Annotated in this window: 19 protein-coding genes; 9 read left to right on the top strand and 10 right to left on the bottom strand. The window is 53.2% G+C overall.

The annotated features are described in order from the left end of the window. Window position 1: 1 nt before the first annotated feature. The 4 genes from UNDYM_RS20005 to UNDYM_RS19990 all read right to left on the bottom strand — a co-directional run bounded on the left by UNDYM_RS20005 (window position 2) and on the right by UNDYM_RS19990 (window position 2,800). Window positions 2-211, bottom strand: a complete 210-nt coding sequence (locus UNDYM_RS20005; protein ID WP_162042625.1) for a DUF2892 domain-containing protein — start codon at window positions 209-211, stop codon at window positions 2-4. Between the two features lie 86 nt (window positions 212-297). Continuing rightward, window positions 298-639 carry a low molecular weight protein tyrosine phosphatase family protein gene (locus tag UNDYM_RS20000; RefSeq protein ID WP_162042624.1) on the bottom strand — a complete coding sequence of 114 codons (342 nt, stop codon included), beginning with the start codon at window positions 637-639 and terminating at the stop codon, window positions 298-300. 64 nt (window positions 640-703) lie between these two features. After that, window positions 704-1,489 carry a hypothetical protein gene (locus tag UNDYM_RS19995; RefSeq protein WP_162042623.1) on the bottom strand — a complete coding sequence of 262 codons (786 nt, stop codon included), beginning with the start codon at window positions 1,487-1,489 and terminating at the stop codon, window positions 704-706. A 141-nt stretch (window positions 1,490-1,630) separates the two neighbouring features. Beyond that, the gene (locus UNDYM_RS19990) at window positions 1,631-2,800 is read right to left on the bottom strand and encodes a serine hydrolase (RefSeq protein WP_162042622.1); all 1,170 of its coding nucleotides are present in this window, start codon (window positions 2,798-2,800) and stop codon (window positions 1,631-1,633) included. Between the two features lie 253 nt (window positions 2,801-3,053). On the opposite strand from UNDYM_RS19990, the gene UNDYM_RS19985 reads away from it, so the two are divergent. Then, window positions 3,054-3,884 carry an APH(3') family aminoglycoside O-phosphotransferase gene (locus UNDYM_RS19985; protein ID WP_232063552.1) on the top strand — a complete coding sequence of 277 codons (831 nt, stop codon included), beginning with the start codon at window positions 3,054-3,056 and terminating at the stop codon, window positions 3,882-3,884. A 109-nt stretch (window positions 3,885-3,993) separates the two neighbouring features. Here the strand turns inward: UNDYM_RS19985 and UNDYM_RS19980 are convergent, their stop codons facing one another. Beyond that, window positions 3,994-4,746, bottom strand: coding sequence for an SIMPL domain-containing protein (locus UNDYM_RS19980; RefSeq protein ID WP_162042621.1), 753 nt, complete (start codon window positions 4,744-4,746; stop codon window positions 3,994-3,996). 422 nt (window positions 4,747-5,168) lie between these two features. Between UNDYM_RS19980 and UNDYM_RS19975 the strand changes: the two genes are divergently transcribed. The 4 genes from UNDYM_RS19975 (at window position 5,169) to UNDYM_RS19960 (ending at window position 8,190) form a co-directional block, all read left to right on the top strand. Then, complete coding sequence (locus tag UNDYM_RS19975; RefSeq protein WP_162042620.1) at window positions 5,169-6,371, top strand: HPP family protein; 1,203 nt, start codon at window positions 5,169-5,171, stop codon at window positions 6,369-6,371. 93 nt (window positions 6,372-6,464) lie between these two features. Then, complete coding sequence (locus tag UNDYM_RS19970) at window positions 6,465-7,250, top strand: hypothetical protein (RefSeq protein WP_197740927.1); 786 nt, start codon at window positions 6,465-6,467, stop codon at window positions 7,248-7,250. Between the two features lie 121 nt (window positions 7,251-7,371). Next, complete coding sequence (locus UNDYM_RS19965) at window positions 7,372-7,710, top strand: hypothetical protein (protein WP_162042619.1); 339 nt, start codon at window positions 7,372-7,374, stop codon at window positions 7,708-7,710. A 123-nt stretch (window positions 7,711-7,833) separates the two neighbouring features. Further along, entirely contained in the window at window positions 7,834-8,190 is a 357-nt protein-coding gene (locus UNDYM_RS19960) for a DUF1801 domain-containing protein (protein ID WP_162042618.1), read from the top strand. Between the two features lie 66 nt (window positions 8,191-8,256). Here the strand turns inward: UNDYM_RS19960 and UNDYM_RS19955 are convergent, their stop codons facing one another. Then, the gene (locus UNDYM_RS19955) at window positions 8,257-8,823 is read right to left on the bottom strand and encodes a GNAT family N-acetyltransferase (protein ID WP_162042617.1); all 567 of its coding nucleotides are present in this window, start codon (window positions 8,821-8,823) and stop codon (window positions 8,257-8,259) included. A 107-nt stretch (window positions 8,824-8,930) separates the two neighbouring features. On the opposite strand from UNDYM_RS19955, the gene UNDYM_RS19950 reads away from it, so the two are divergent. Then, a complete protein-coding gene (locus UNDYM_RS19950; RefSeq protein ID WP_197740926.1) occupies window positions 8,931-9,329 on the top strand; it encodes a GFA family protein in 399 nt (132 codons plus the stop codon). Window positions 9,330-9,395: 66 nt separating this feature from the next. Here UNDYM_RS19950 and UNDYM_RS19945 read toward each other — a convergent pair whose 3' ends face one another. The 3 genes from UNDYM_RS19945 to UNDYM_RS19935 all read right to left on the bottom strand — a co-directional run bounded on the left by UNDYM_RS19945 (window position 9,396) and on the right by UNDYM_RS19935 (window position 11,474). Continuing rightward, a complete protein-coding gene (locus UNDYM_RS19945) occupies window positions 9,396-10,070 on the bottom strand; it encodes a GNAT family N-acetyltransferase (RefSeq protein ID WP_162042616.1) in 675 nt (224 codons plus the stop codon). Window positions 10,071-10,462: 392 nt separating this feature from the next. After that, window positions 10,463-10,990 carry a demethoxyubiquinone hydroxylase family protein gene (locus UNDYM_RS19940; protein WP_162042615.1) on the bottom strand — a complete coding sequence of 176 codons (528 nt, stop codon included), beginning with the start codon at window positions 10,988-10,990 and terminating at the stop codon, window positions 10,463-10,465. Window positions 10,991-11,045: 55 nt separating this feature from the next. Further along, entirely contained in the window at window positions 11,046-11,474 is a 429-nt protein-coding gene (locus UNDYM_RS19935; protein ID WP_162042614.1) for a MarR family winged helix-turn-helix transcriptional regulator, read from the bottom strand. A 136-nt stretch (window positions 11,475-11,610) separates the two neighbouring features. Between UNDYM_RS19935 and UNDYM_RS19930 the strand changes: the two genes are divergently transcribed. Beyond that, window positions 11,611-12,405 carry an alpha/beta fold hydrolase gene (locus UNDYM_RS19930; protein WP_162042613.1) on the top strand — a complete coding sequence of 265 codons (795 nt, stop codon included), beginning with the start codon at window positions 11,611-11,613 and terminating at the stop codon, window positions 12,403-12,405. Here the strand turns inward: UNDYM_RS19930 and UNDYM_RS19925 are convergent, their stop codons facing one another. Then, on the bottom strand, window positions 12,406-13,596 hold the full coding sequence (locus UNDYM_RS19925) for a serine hydrolase (RefSeq protein WP_162042612.1): 1,191 nt from the start codon (window positions 13,594-13,596) through the stop codon (window positions 12,406-12,408). Window positions 13,597-13,838: 242 nt separating this feature from the next. On the opposite strand from UNDYM_RS19925, the gene UNDYM_RS19920 reads away from it, so the two are divergent. Further along, on the top strand, window positions 13,839-15,170 hold the full coding sequence (locus tag UNDYM_RS19920; RefSeq protein ID WP_162042611.1) for a hypothetical protein: 1,332 nt from the start codon (window positions 13,839-13,841) through the stop codon (window positions 15,168-15,170). Between the two features lie 231 nt (window positions 15,171-15,401). After that, window positions 15,402-15,725 (top strand): hypothetical protein, encoded by a 324-nt coding sequence (locus tag UNDYM_RS19915; RefSeq protein ID WP_162042610.1) that lies wholly within the window; start codon window positions 15,402-15,404, stop codon window positions 15,723-15,725. Window positions 15,726-15,874 lie beyond the last annotated feature (149 nt).

Raw genomic sequence — 15,874 nt, 5'->3', positions numbered from 1 at the left:
CTCAGTTATCCAGGTATTTGCGCCCCACCATGGCGCAGGCAGGGCAAAAACCGACAAAGGCGGTCATGAGCATGGTAACAGCACTGGCGATGATAGCCCAGTTCAGCATGCCGCCAACTTGACCACTGTATGCCAGCCAGAACAGCAACAGGCCGCTGATGATGCGCAGGGCGCGTTCCCAATGGGGCAGATTGCGTTTGAAATGAAACATGGTGAACTCCTCTTTGTAATGAATGACATAGACCAAGAGTGTTCAGGTGCTTAAAAGGATTCAGTTTTTTTTAAATAATTTAAAAATCAGTTCAAACCCAGGATGTCGCCTACAGCTTGTTGTAATTGTTCTACCAGTTCTGCATCCATGTATTTGTATTCATCAGGAATATCCAGCACATGCACAGGCTTGTGGCCGATGAGGTTGCGGTAGCTGGCCATCAGGCGGGACTTGTGTTTTTCTTCCATGACAAAAATGACTTCTGCCCATTCTATGTCAGCGGCAGAGACCGGGTGACGGGCATTCGGGCTGGTGCCGCCTGAGCGGGCGCGCACCATGGGGTGCTTGCGCCAGACCTGCTCGGCAGTCGGGCTGCGCCACTGGTTGCGGCTGCAGACGAAGAGGGCGTTGATGGGGGTATTGGGCATGATGCGTGCGTTGAAGCAAAACCGTCATCATGCCAGAAACTCTCCGGTTGTCACTATTTTCAAACTATTTGCTATACATCTCCAGCTTGTCACCATTAATTTCTACGACGGTAGTGGACCAGCAGCCAGCCAGTGGACTTTTGTGCTGACTTGCTGCGCTGGCTGAAGTACTTGCGGCATTGCTGGCAGCCGTATCCTCATCATCATCTGCGCCATCGTTCTCACAGATGAGCCCATCCAGCCACAGTTGCAGGCGGCCATTTTTGTTGAGGCTGGTGACGGCACTGAGCTTGCTGCTTTCATACATGAACTTGAACTGTGTGATGTCTTTCAACTCCACAACGCCGGTCTTATCGACTACCAGCATGATGCCGTAGTCGGTGTCGTACCAGCCCGGGTTGCCGTCTTGGCCGGGTGATACCAGGTAATAGCAATCGCTGACCAGCAGTTTTTCGGCAACATCCTTCTTGAAATACACGCTTATTTTCTGGCTCTCGCAATGCTGGTTTTTCAGCAGGGCCAGGGCTTGCTGGCGTTGGGCCGGGTTCAGGTATTGCGAGAGCAGGGCACGGTCTTCGAGCACGGCAACATCAAATTTTTCGGCTTCGGGGGCGGGCAGCAGGCCGGGTTCATCCCTGACGCCTGGCAATTTTGTCACAGCCGCTGCACTGGCTGCTGCCTGCGTCGGAGCAGAAGCTGCGGCGCTGGCGATTGCATCTGCACTGGCGCTGGTACTCGCATTAGCATTAGCACCAGCCACAGGCCCATCCTGATGCCAGAACAGCCAGGCAAATACCGCCACCATGAGCGCGACAGCGATGTAGATAAAACGCAATTGGGATTGATTCATACCGGCAAAAACAAGCAATGACAAGACCCGCCAAATTATACGAGCGGCCCTGGCATTGCCAGTGTTTTTACCCAAGGTAACAAATGCTCCAGCTTGCAGCTCCGGCTCATTATCCCTGTCCCTGCGCCTGTCCCCGCCAGATTACTTCGCCCCGTCGTCGTAGAGTGCCGCGATGCCACCCGCCAGCGCATGTGGTTGCGCGCCCTGCAGATTGGTCAGCACGACTACAGTCAAATGCTTTTCTGGCAGATGCACACGCCAGGTGGCAGCGCCGCCACCGTAAGAAATCGCAGCCTGTTTGCCAAAGGGCATGAAGATAAAGCCCAGGCCATAATCACCGTTCTGACCATTGCGCAGTTTGTAGGGCGTATTCATTTCTTTGAGTAGCGCAGGCTTGATGAGCTTGCCGCTGGCTAGTGCCTGCTCAAAACTGACGAGGTCGTGGATATTGCCATTCAAGAGGCCAGCCGGGGCCAGATAGTCAGGCATGAACTTCGCGCCATAGTGGTAAATCTTGTCTTTCATGACGACGGGGCGGCCATTTTCCATCGCCAGCTTGCTATGGTCTTTGCTGATATCGAGTGAAGTATATAAGTCACTGCGGCCAGGGATGATGGACCAGGCGTCACCAAACTTTGCGCCAGTGATACCCATAGGCTGGAACAAGCGGGTTTGCACAAACTGCTCATACGGCATGCCGCTGATTTTTTCTATGACCATGCCCAGCAGCATATAGCCAGTCTGGTTATACACGGATTTTTCACCTGCGGGCTGTAGCGGCAGTTTTGCCAGCTCCTGAATCAGGATGTCGCGATCACCGCTGATGGTGGTGATGTTGACGTCATCGGTAATCGCATCCGGCAAGCCTGAGGTATGCGAGAGGCAATGGCGCAGCGTGATGCCAGCCCAGGCCGCAGGCAGTTGCGGCAGGATTTTTGTGATGGAGTCATCAAGCGCAATGCGGCCATCCTGCACCAGCAACATGATGGCGCTGGCGGTAAAGGTCTTGGTCATCGAGGCCAGTGTATAGACCGTGTCTATTTTCGTCGCCACATTGTGTTCCAGACTGGCCAGTCCATAAGCGCTCTCTTTGATGAGCTTGTTATTACACAGCACAGCCACTGTCATGCCGGGGATATGGCGCTTCTGCATCTCGGCACGTACATAATCATCGACAGTATCGGCATGTGCCGGCATGGGGTTGGCAGCCAAACCAGCCAGCAAGGCCAGGCTGGCGGCAAGAACACGATATGTAGGGAACAGGTATGGTGCAGAACGCAGTATTGATTGTGCCGATGGTATTGATTGCATTGATTTCTCCTGGTTTGTTTGTGACGCTGGCGGGGCAAGGTTTGCCATATTGCCCTTGCGCTGTTTTTTCTTGTCTGCCGACAAGTGCAGGCTTACTTTATTGCCAGGTAAAACAGGCGGCTATGGAGAAAAGATGGATTGCAAAAACAGGGGAATGAAATGCAAAAATCGCAGACAGATGGCGAGACCCTGGATGGCTAGGCAAAGCAAATTTGAATAATATACTTGAAATAAGCGGGGCAGCCCAAAGATCATGGACACCAGCAAACCAGAGCAACCGCCCATGCACCCTATGCACCAGCTACCAACCGCCATCACCCGCTTCATCGCCGACGCCACCCTGATTGCTGACGACATTGGCGAATCCCCCAGCAATGTGTATCGCTTCAGCAAAGGCGGTGAACACTTCTTCCTCAAGACTTCGTCACCTGTGCTGGCATCGACCACCTATAGCGTCAAACGCGAAGCGCAGGCGCTGCAATGGCTGAGCGGGCGCATAGGTGTACCTGAGCTGGTGGCGGTGGCTGACAATGAACACGGCGAAGCCATGATCACCCGCGCCGTGCCTGGCGTGCCCCTGTCAGCGCGGATAGAAGCCGGGCAGCCAGTCAGCCACTTATTCCTTGAAGCCCTGCGCCAGTTGCATGCCTTGCCCACGCATGATTGCCCGCTGCATGCAGGCGCAGCCATGCGCTTGCGCGAGCTGGAATACCTGGTCAGCCAGAACCTGCATGCGCAAGAGTATGAGCTTGACCAATGGCCAGGCCTGCACAGCGTGCAAGACCTGATCAACTTGCTGCACGCGACCCAGCCAGCAGAAAACCCGCAAGACCTAGTTTTTGCCCATGGTGATCTCGGTGACAGCAATGTGTTTGTCGATGAGCACGACCAGCTCTATTTCATCGACCTGGGGCGCGCAGGCCTGGCTAATCGCTGGATGGACATCGCCTTTGCCCACCGCAATCTGCGTGAAGAAGTGTCTGACAAAGTGGCGGATGAATTCCTGGCTTCACTGGCCTCGTTAGGTTTAGCAGATGCACCAGCGAAGCGGGAGTTTTTTATGCAGTTGGATGAGTTGTTTTAGTGGTGTGGAAAGCGTGAGCAGATGTCAATAATTTTGCGAAATTTCCCTGCATAGCGTCAGACCAAAAAAAAAGGTGCGCCATGCGCACCGCACCAGAACCAATTTTATATCAACGCTCTATCCCATATTCTATCGTCACCACCACCCGCGCGACCTTGTCTATCGTGGTCTTGTCGTAAGTGCCGCCGTATTCGTCCGAGCTGGTTTCTGTGCCGACTGGCAGGATATAGAACGCTCCCTGCGAGGCAGAGCGCATGCTTCCTACCTTGACCGAGCCGTACTTGGCAAATTCAGAGGCGCGCTTGTTGGCGTTTTCAGTGGCGGCGCCTATCAATGACATCTTGATGTCTTCGAGTTTTGATACCAGGTATTGCGGTGCGCTGTGAAATACTGGCTGGCCATCCGCTTCGAGTTGCAGTGCAGCGCGGCTGACGTTGGTTACCTTGGTCAAATCTTTCGATGTGACCAGTATGCTTTGCGTGGCCTTGTAGCCGCGCTGCACCTGGCGGTTGCGGCCATCGGGCAAATCTTCAACGACCATATTGGCATCCACGGCTTCTTCTGATTCTTTCAGCGCAGTTTTTTCAAAGCCCTGCTTGCCCAGGAATTCATCAAGCACTGGGCGTGATTTGCGCAACTTGGCCAGTGCCTCGGCAAAGCTGGGCGCCACTACCGTTACGCCTATGCGCCATTCTGCATAATCAGCTTGCACAGGCTTTTCGGCCAGTCCCTTGACCGATATACTCTGCTTGCCCGCACCGATATGCCTGGCCTGCATACCAAAGATAAAAGCCGCAGCCGACATGCCCAGGGCCAGCAAGACGCCAAGGATGACCAGGGCACGGGATAAGTCTTTGTTCATTGTATTCTCCAGAAATGACAGGGCATGAGGCAGGTATTTGTGCATTGCAAAAGCACGGTGTTAACATACTCCAACAAAGCAATTATTTTCCCTATACACTTTGCACTTTGTTGCAAAATAAAATGAGGACTCATTTCATGATTGGGAGTGAGTGCGAACGAGGTGAGTCGGGATGCAGTGCAAGGCGTAAGGTGTATACCCTGTGCAGCTAAGGCTGGTGCCTTAGCAAGCGCAAGATAACAAACTGCACGCAGCAATGCGCCCGAATCGCCCGTTCCCGTAGGGTTTGCCTCGTAACGCCGGTCAGATTGCTGTAGCCCGTGGCAAACAGGCGAATTATTTCGCAGCTACGTACGTCTTGTCGGTTAAAGTTATGAGGCAAACGCACCTCGCTCCTAATTATGAAATGAGTTCTACACGCCATGCAAAGAAAATGGTCTGCTCTGGAGAGCCTGCTAGCCTGGCTCAAAACTTTTGCGCCTGCGCAAATAGGTACCGACAATCGTGAACGCCTGCGCGCCTGTGCCGGCATGCTGGCTGGGCTGTTATTGACGGGTCTGGCAACCAGGGCCATGCTGGGTTCAATCGACAATCTTGCCACCATCCCCATGTTGCTGGCACCGATAGGGGCTTCTGCCGTTTTGCTGTTTGGCGTACCTGCCAGCCCGCTGGCGCAGCCCTGGTCTGTTTTCGGTGGCAATATGCTGTCGGCGCTTGTGGGTGTGTTGTGCGTACATCTGTTCGGGCCGTCGATGGCTACGGCGGCACTGGCGACTGCGCTGGCAGTGGCAGCGATGTTCCTGCTGCGCTGCCTGCATCCACCCGGTGGAGCGGTGGCGCTCACCGCGGTACTCGGCGGGCCGGTGATACTTGGTCTCGGTTACCAGTTTGTGCTGATCCCTACCGGCATCAACTCCATCTTGCTGGCGCTGTTTGCGCTGGCGTATAACAATGCCACAGGCCGCCGCTACCCGCATGCTGCCCAGCCAGATCATTCCAGCAAACATGGTACGGGCGATGTGCGGCCCATAGACCGCCTCGGTTTTCAGTCGCGCGACCTTGATGAAGTGCTGCAAAAATACAATCAGGTGCTTGATATCAGCCGCGATGATCTGGAATCCCTGTTCCTGCAAACCGAGATGCATGCCTACCGCCGCCGCTTTGGCGAAATCACCTGCGCCGACATCATGTCCAAAGACCTCGTCACAGTAGAATACGGTACCACCCTTGAAGAAGCCTGGACGCTGCTGCGCAAGCACAGGATCAAGGCCTTGCCAGTCATCGACAAGGCGCGCCGCGTCATCGGCATCGTCACCCTGGTCGATTTCATGAAGAATGCCAATCTCGACGTCTATGAAAAATTTGATGAAAAACTGCGCCAGGTATTGCGCCGCACCCGCCTCATGCACTCCACCAAACCAGAAGTCGTTGGCCAGATCATGAGCCACCCGGTGCGCACGGCCCGCCATAATATGCACATCGTCGAGCTGGTGCCCTTGCTGTCTGACCAGGGCTTGCACCATGTGCCCATCATCAATGAAGAACGCCGTTTGACGGGCATGCTTACACAATCTGACCTTGTCGCGGCTTTGTACAGGGGCAAGCTGGCGGATACGGGAATTTGATCGTTTTCACACGCTGATTGAACAGGTGTAGCATGTTGGTTTATATGTCCATGATAATGTTGAGAGGTGAGTGTGAAGCCATTTAATTCAAGTATGGAAAACGACGTTCAAGATAAAAATTCTCTGGCTTGGAAAAAGCTTTGCGACTATGTTGATGAATTGGCGATGAGCGGGCATGATGAGTTTTCTCCACGTGACTTTTTAGGCGCTGAGCTTTTTTCCCAGATACATACCTTGCCTGCATCCATCGTCAGACTGGACAAGGTCAAAAAAATCTGGCTCTATGGCAGCAAGCTGAAAAGAATTCCGCCAGAAATAGGTGGCATGACTGCCCTTGAATTTTTCGATCCTTACACTTCATATGACCTGCACTGGTTTCCATATGAGATAACACAGTGCAAAAACCTGGTATCGAGCCGCATCAGTACGCGAGCCTTGTATGGGAATTATAAGTTCAGAACGCCATTTCCTCGTCTGGATCACAATCCTGTCAGATATGACGGCGATATGCTGAAATGCAGTATCTGTAAAAAAACGATCAGCTATGCAGAAACGAATCAACTATGGATCAGCCTGAGAATTGGCACTGATACCGTCCCTTTGCTGGTCAATACCTGTTCAACGCACTGTGAAGAACAATTGCCAACGCCGCCAGAAAATTATGTGCAATACCCGCATAAGGGCGGAAAATCGCTGCAGCAGCCGCCAGACGTAGAGACCTTCGTAAAAAGCGAAATACTGCGCAGGAGGAATGAAAGTGCCGTGCCAGTATCGCAGACAAGCACGCAGGATGCCAATGTGCTGGATGGCAGTAAATTCAAGGCAGACGCCATGGCACTCAAACCTCTTAACCTGGTTGTGAAGATTTGGGATAAGTAAAATGTTATTCCCAAGCATATACCTATACAAGCTGCCAACACTTCAAAAAAATGTTGATCTTGATGGATTTTAATTCTCCCTGATGAACCACACTGTACGCCAACTTACTCAAATTACCCTGATGGCACTGCTCACATGCAGCGCTATCGCATGGGCATCTGGCGGCACCGGCGAATACACCCTCAATTGGCCAGTACGCGGCGAGCTGCTGGCCTATCACTCCAGCGGCTGCGCAGATGCCTGCTGGGTTGCCGAGGTGCGCAAAAAATCCACCCGCCAGGTCAGGGCGCGTTTGCGTTGTGATGGTGATCAACTGTATTTTTCAAGAGCAGGCAAAAGTAAGGAGCAGCTACTGCCTGAGGGCTGTGCAAGCTACAATGACAGTAATGACAAACCCAGACTTATTTCTGAGAAGTTGATGATGTTGCTGCGGGATCAGCAGGGCCAGGTCAGGAAATAATGGAAGTCATCATCAACGTAGCCACACACTCAGCCATTTTGTAGTGGACGCCGTGCGCACCATCTGCAACAGTGCATCAATTGCGGCAATCCTGACGCCGCACATGAAAAGGGAGCAGGTCTCATGAGTACAGAGAGAATCAACAAGCTGCTGCAAGACATACGCATGCTTAATGAAGAGAATTATGCGCTGGTGCAAAGCCTGCGTGAAATGATCCTGAAGCTTGATGAGGGTGTGAGCGAAGAAGTCAAATACGGTGGCCTGCTGTTTTCAGCAGCGCGGCCATTTTGCGGTGTTTTCTCTTACAAAAACCATGTGACGTTGGAATTTGGCCTGGGTGCATCCCTGCCTGACAAATACAAGAAACTCGAAGGCGAGGGCAAGTACCGTCGCCATCTCAAGCTGACTTCTGAACAGGACATCAGCGACAAACATGTGCATGACTATCTGTTGCTGGCCTTGAAGGCGGCGAGTGAATAGCCTGGAGTTGCACCGCGATGGCTGTAAAAGGACAAGCGTCGGGCGCATTGCAATGCGCCGCTTGTTTTAGGATGCCTCACCCCGCTTCACCCAATCACTACGCAACAAGCCATAAATCGCCGAGTCCGATACTACGTCGTCAATGATCCAGCGTTCGCGCAGATAGCCTTCGCGGATGAAGCCTAGTCTTTCGAGTGAGCGGGCGGAGTTGATATTGTCCGGGTGGATGTCGGCGTCGATGCGGTTGAGGTTTAATTCATTGAAGCCGTAATTGAGCAAGGTCACCAGGGCTTCGTTCATGTAGCCCTGGCCCCAGTAAGTTTCATCCATGTCGTAGCCAATCTCGGCGCGGCGGCAGCCTTCGTCAAAGTGGAAAAGGATGCAACTGCCCAGAAACACCTTGTCGGTCTTGCGTATCAAAGCCAGGCGCAGCAGGTCGCCCCTGACCATGGCGGCCTGATCGCGCTCGACCATGCCAGTGGCCTGGGCAATGTCTGTCCATGGTGCAGTGGTCATGTAGCGCATGACCTTGGCTTTGGAACGCATGCGCAGGATGGCGGCGGCATCGTCCTTGCACAAGGGGCGCAGGTGCAGGCGGGGGCTGTCTAACGTGACCTGGTTAAAGGCGGGCATGAAAAGTCTCCTGAGTGGATAGCATGCAGATTATAACCGTGCACCAATGAACTGCACTTCAATAAAGTCTGTGTACAATAACAGGCCACCTACAAAAATAAAACATCATGAAAACCTATCACGGCAGTTGCCATTGCAAGGCCATACGTTTTGAAGCGGACATCGATCTGGCCGATGGCAGCATGCGTTGCAATTGCAGTTTTTGCCTGAAGATACGTTGCTGGGCGACAGTCGTAAAACCAGAGTCTTTTCGCCTGCTGGCAGGTGAATCTGAGCTCAGTGAATATCAATTTGGCGCAAAGAATGAGCAACATTTCTTTTGCAAGCATTGCGGCGTGCGCCCGTTTGGCATTGCCCATTCACCCCGGCGCGGCAAATTCTATGGCGTCAGCGTGAGCTGTCTTGATGATGCCAGCATCGCAGAACTGGCGGCAGCACCGGTGACCTATGTCGATGGTATCAACGATAACTGGGATACGCAGCCAGCAGTGGTCAGCTACCTTTAAGGCTTTGCATTGCGCACCTGCATGTCATGTGCAGGCAAAGCCTTAAGTCTGATTTTACGCCCAATCTCACTCCACCAGCACAGCCGCCGTCATTTCAGACGCCAGCGTCCAGCCCATGGCGGTGTAGAGCGCACGGCCCTCATCGGTCGCTACCAGAATACCGGTGGATGCCGCTTTGCTGCACGCATGGTTGGCCAAGCTTTGCATGATGGCAAAGGCCAGGCCACGGCGGCGGTGTGCGGGTTCGGTGACAATTTGGTCAAACACGGCGTATTGCTTGTAGATGGCCATGCGGCCTGTAGCGGCGTGGTGGCCTTCGCTGCTGCAGGCGCGGGCGGTGACCGCATCGCCATCTTCAATGAGGTTGATGTGGTAAGCCTCAGGCATGGTGACTGCGGTTGGGGCGATGGATTTGCTCATCAAATATTCCAGCGGTTTGACCTTCCAGCGTGGCGGCAGGATGCCCGCGACGCTGCTGTGCGGGGCGCACACCTTGAGCCAGGTATCCGGCGTATCGAGCTCTTGCGCGAGTTTTTGTATGGCACTCAGGACATGGCCCTGCAGGACATAGCGCTCCAGATGGCCGGGCAGGCCGACCTGTATGCGGTAGCCAAAATCGGCCAGCGGTATGGGGGCATCGGTGCCACGCGAAATCGTCCAGCCATGTGCCCAGGCGCCGAGCAACTGGTCAGTATTGGCTGTGTCTCCAGCAGTGCCACTTGTAGAAATAGTATTGTGCATATCAGCCTCTGCTTGTATCAAGATAATGATCTATCCAAAAAGCAATTTACTGCATTATGTTGCCTTTAAGTAAATATATCAACTATTTGTCAAACAGTTAATTAAAATTATTGTGGATGCTGTCAGTTTGTTGGACTGTCTTGACAATTTGCGTGGCCTTGTCTGGCTGTAATGCAGGTTACTGTCATAGGTAAAAGTGCATATTGTCCCGGCATGTGCAGCGTTCTGATGCGATGGGCGGAGGCGGGCATGACAGCAGGGATGGTGTTGCAAATATGTAATCAATGTCATTAACCATATGCTGGTTTTTATGCGTTTTTAGTCTGATCTGATACAGGCTTGTGGGTGTTTTGCGGTCGGCTGTATCGCGCAGCCTGCCGCATTACACACTATTACACACGCATGCCTGTCCAGATAACCGCTTCGGTCGCGCCAGACACGAGGGCTTGCAAGGGCTTTGTGCAAAACGACTTCGTACCCATGTGCGTGGCTGACTGGTCATGATGCAACTGTTCTTCAGCGACAATCGAGGCAATGACCTTGCTCGCCACCTCATCAATTGTTGCCAGTGTAGCGAGTTGCGCCTGCAAGTGTCGCAAGACAACGCGCTCAACTGCTACCGTGGTGGCGGCAATGGCGTGGCGGCCAAACAGGCCAGTAATGAATCCCAGTACAAAGCCGCCTGCTGCACATAAAAAAGCGCTGCGGCATGGCGGGCAGGCACGGCGCTGCAATTCTGCTGCAAACAGGGCGCGGTGTTTTTCTTCATGAGCTTTGAACTCGCGCAACTCGGAGAGCATGGCGGGAGCGGTGAAGCGGGCGACAAGAATTTGCCCTGTATAGATATGTATTGCACCATGCTCACCCGCATGATTGACCTTGAGGATGCGCATGGCATGGGTGCTTGCTTGTGCAGTCATGATTTTCTGGTTGTGCTAAAAGTGAGAGAGCATCGCCATTGTATCTTAGCCCATCTTACTCCAGCCCCGTATCTTCTGCCTCAACCAGCTTGCTCAGCAGCTTAAGCAACTGCTTTTGCTCTGTCGCATTGAGTACGGCAAATTTGTCTGTCAGCACCTGCATGGCGATCTCATTGGCGGTGACGAGCATGCGTTCGCCTTGTTTGTTGAGGAAGTGTTCTATGCGTCGCCCTTCGCCAGGGCGGCGCTCTATCAGGCCTTGCGCGACGAGACGGTTGGCCAGGGTGCCAAAGGCCTGGTCAGTCTGGAAAGTGGCCAGGGCCAGGTCATGCGATGATGCACCCGGCATGCGGCCTATGGCGCGCAGGGCATCCCATTGGGCGAGCGTGCTGCCTGCCGCGACCAACGCTGTTTCGAGCGCCCGATGCTGGCGGTATTGGGCTTGCTTGACGGCGCGACCCAGGTATTGGATGTGATTTAGCATGCGGCCAGTCTAGCATAGTTGTAAATATACTGATATAAATCGACTTATATAAACATGTTTATATAAATATGTTTATAATTGTGTTTGTAATTAAGCCGCTTCATACGATCATCATTTTGCTTTCGGAGTATTCACCATGTCATACGCACCAGAAACCCATATTGCAGAGCTGCGCCCCGGTTTGTCCGTCCGCTATGAACAGGCAGGCGAGGGGCAGCCTGTATTGATCTTGCATGGTGGCGGCGGCACCGCCACGGTGGCTGGCATAGCCCGTCATGTATCCGCAAATGCACTGAGCATCCTGCCCACCCACCCCGGCTGGAATGGCACTGTCCGCCCAGACGATATACAAACTGTCGCTGATGTTGCCAAGGCCTACCTGGCGCTGCTGGATAAGCTGGACCTGCGCAAGGTCGTCATCATAGGTTCATCGATAGGTGGCTGGATAGCCTCAGAAATGGCCTTACAAGATATTGCTGATGGTGGCAAACAGCGCATTGCCCGTCTGGTACTGGTGAATGCCGTTGGCATTCATGTTGATGGCGAACCTATTGCTGATCCCTTTGTGCTTGGCCCGCGTGGTCTGGCTGAGCATGCCTTTCATGAACCGGACAAATTCTTTATCGACCCGGCCAGCCTGCCAGCAGAGCAACAAGCCATGCAGCGCGCCAACATGGCGACCATGCGTATCATCGCTGGAGCGCCCTTCATGCATCACCCGCATTTGCGTGCCCGCCTGCAGCAGATCAGCATCCCTGTGCTGGTAGTATGGGGTGAGAGTGACAGGGTCGTGACCACAGCTTATGGGCAGGCTTTTGCCGCAGCCTTTGCCCACAGCCGCTTTGCGCCGGTGCCGCTGGCAGGCCACTTGCCGCATCTGGAGCAGCCGGCAAAAACCTTTGCCATCATTAATGAGTTCATAGGTTCATGATCAGCAAATGCCCAGGGCCTGGCACAGAAAGCCAGACTTCAGCCCCAATAACGGGAACTGGAACAGACTGAGTTGGCCGGGGATGACATTTGCCGTTAGGGCCTGCGCCAGTTTCAGGCCCTGGTCACTGCCGGTCAGCAAGATCATGGCGTCGCCCTTTGCCGGGAAGGCGATGACAAAGGCGCGGTAGCCATAGTTATTACCCCAGTGCCACAGCAGCGGCGCATGCTCTGCGCTGCTGGTATGTGCTAGCCCCCAGCCCAGGCTCCATGCTACCTGGTTATCCGGGTCAGCCATGACGGGTCGCTCAAGTATCTGCTTTTGCAACTCAGCATCCTTGAGCACAGCCTGCACAAAACGCGCATAGTCGGTAATGCTGGTATGCAGGCTGGCCGCAGCAACTGCCCGCCGACCAGAGCGAAGTTGCGAGGGCAGGGCTTTGCCTTGCAGGCTGCCCCAGATGATTTGGTGTTGCCATTCCTGCGGTGCCTCATAACTGCTGCTCTGCATGCCCAGCGGGGTAAATACGGCCTGCTGCATCCAGGCTTGCAGGCCCATGCTTGTGATCGATTCAATGGCGGCCTGCAGCAACATATAGCCCTCGCCAGAATAACGCCATTGCGTACCCGGCTCAAATTCAAACGCCAGTCTGTTGCCAAAATTGGGCAAACCCGAAGTGTGCTGCAAGAGCATGCGTGCCGTGACTTTTTGCAGGCGTGGGTCAGTGAATGGCTCGCGCGGGCTGTTTGCTTCTCCTGGCCTGGTCAGGTGCAAATAACCCTGTGGCAGGTATTGCATCAGCGGCGCATCCAGCGCCAGCTTGCCCTGTGCAGCCAGCTTCAGCACCGCATAGGCAAACAGCGGTTTCGAGAGCGAGGCCGCCTGGAAGATGCTGCTCGCATCCGGCATGGCAGCCTCTTCACAGCCTTTGGCAAACAGTGGTTCCTGTATTTGCCCGCCACGTATGTACACCAGCGCCGCCGTGCAGACCTGGTGCTTGATGGCGAGTTGATGAAGCTGCTGTAGCTGTTGAGTATGCTCTGTCGGCGCGGCAACTGCATCGCCTGCCGCACCGGTCAGATATGCAGCCTGGCTAGCAGCAGGAAGCAAAAAACCGCTGACCGCTAATAAGATATTGAGCAAGACGCCAGGCAAGGTGCGGAGCAAGGTAGCGGGATGTCTATTGATCATGGAGTTCAAAAAAATGCTGGTGAAAAAATTATACGGCATCGCAGGCTTTGTGCATTTGACATGACAAAATGATACAAAAAGCATTTCTTGATTTTGATAAAACAGCTATTATTGATGCCAAATTAATCACGCTATCGATATGCACATGTATTGATCAGCGCAGACAGACGTGATTACTTGTCATCGCCCCAGCTTACGCATCGCCCCCTTTTTTAGCATCGCCTTACATTCAGGAGAGCAGCATGGCAGAACTGACGCCCGTTTTTTTGCATAGCATAGACAAGCCGGTACGCTATTACTACGACACCAATGTAGCCAGTTACCCTGGCTGGTCTGAGGGCGAGATTTTCTTCCAGGCATATAAAGACCAGGTACCAGGCACCGTTCCTATCTACAGCCATTTTGCCGCCGACCCCGACCGTTTTTATTACGATACCCATAAAGAAAACAATGCAGGCTGGAGTGAAGGTCGCGTCGTTTTCTATGCCTGGACTGAGCAGCAGACCGGTACTGTGCCTATTTACCGCCATAATGCGCCCAACCCTGACCGCTACTACTACGACACCAGCAAAGAAAACCACTCAGGCTGGAGCGAAGGCGTCATTGCCTTTTATGCCTACCCGCAAGGCTGGATGTCTGCGATTGATGACAAGGCCCTGTTGTCCATGGTCAGCCTGCCAGGTACGCATGAATCGATGTCACGCTTTGGCTATGGCTGCGTATGCCAGCAATGGACACTGGCCGAACAATTGCGGCAAGGCCTGCGCGTGTTTGACATACGTCTGCGCTATTTGCCGGTTGCCAATAACGAAGTTAATTTTTCCATTCACCATTCCAGCTATTACCAGGAAGCCTTTTTTGATTCCAATACTCCCCATGACCAGGGAACCAAGTATTTTGTGCTCGACGATTGTCTGCAATTTTTAAAAGACAACCCCACCGAATGCATCGTACTCTTGATCAAGCAAGAAAAAGATGCACAGGTACGCTCAGTCTTTTACGACGCCTTCTGGAAAATCATCAACAAGCGCAATGGCTACAACGGCAAGACCCTCGACCAGTTATTCTACAAGGACCACACCGTCCCCAACATGAAAGATGCCAGAGGCAAGATCATCTTTGCTTTTGTCGATGGCGATGATGGCACCAACTACCAACTGACAGCACCAGACCGTGGCCTGTACTGGGGCAATATCGATTACCAGGTCGAATGGAACCATGTGCTGCCAGGCCAGCAACCCGGCCTCGATGTAGAAAACCACTGGAAGGATTTTAAAGACGCCAAGTGGGACAGGATAGAAAAACATCTGCACAAAGCCCTGGACACCGGCACCGCTTCCGTCATCTGGTATGTGACCTACACTTCAGCCAGCCGCGTGCCCGAGCTAGTTTACTTCCCTGAGGACTATGCCAACTACTTGTTGCCGCAAGTGCAGAACTATCTCTACACCAATGCCATCAACAAACCCTATGATTCCTGGGGCGCCTACTTCGGCACCGTGCTCATGGATTTTCCTACCAGGGAAAACATCAGCCTGCTCGTGCGGGCGGCGATGAATTATCAGTACGCTTAGTCCTTGCTGGCTACTATGAGCTGAAGTGTCTTCTGTAGGGGGGCGCTGCGCGCACTGTTTTTGCTATTCACATGAACGCATAGACGCGAAAGCGGTGAGCACGGCGCACCGGTTTAGGGTGCGTTGTAACGCACCGCTCTTATTGCCATTTCTTCGATTTTTTGCGCGATGGGATATGGTGAGTTACAACGCATCCTACTGACTGCTTATCGTACCTGCAAATGCTGAGCCATGACAAACAAGCTTGATACTTACTTCTTCATACCTGTGAACATACCTGTCAATGTCGGTTTATTGTGGGATGTTGCTGATCGATACGGTCTCGAATTTGTCGCCAGCGGTGGATGTTATAGCCTTCCATTGACTGTGGATAGTCAGAAATTTGAATATGAAACGACAAATGACAATGCGCTTATCCGTAACCAGGCAGATTTATTGATCCTGGATGATGACAGGCGAATTCGCATGCGGCAAAACTGGCGCCATCGTAACAGTGGAGTACAGTTCAGCAGCACCATAGCCCCCTTGATGTCGGTGGCCATGTCGTTCACCTGACGACCGGCACGGCGGGTGTAGATAATGGCATAGAGAATTTTATAGGCAACAAACACAAACAGCAGGGATTTTGGCAGGATCTTGCAGCAGGCTATGATGCGAGCTTGGTCGCTAGCTCTGCACTGTTTGCTGGCGGCTTCCGTGAATTA

Source organism: Undibacterium sp. YM2, assembly GCF_009937975.1.
Classification (GTDB): Bacteria; Pseudomonadota; Gammaproteobacteria; order Burkholderiales; family Burkholderiaceae_D; genus Undibacterium.
Note: the sequence above shows the minus strand (reverse complement) of the source record. Positions and strands in the feature narration are given on the sequence as shown.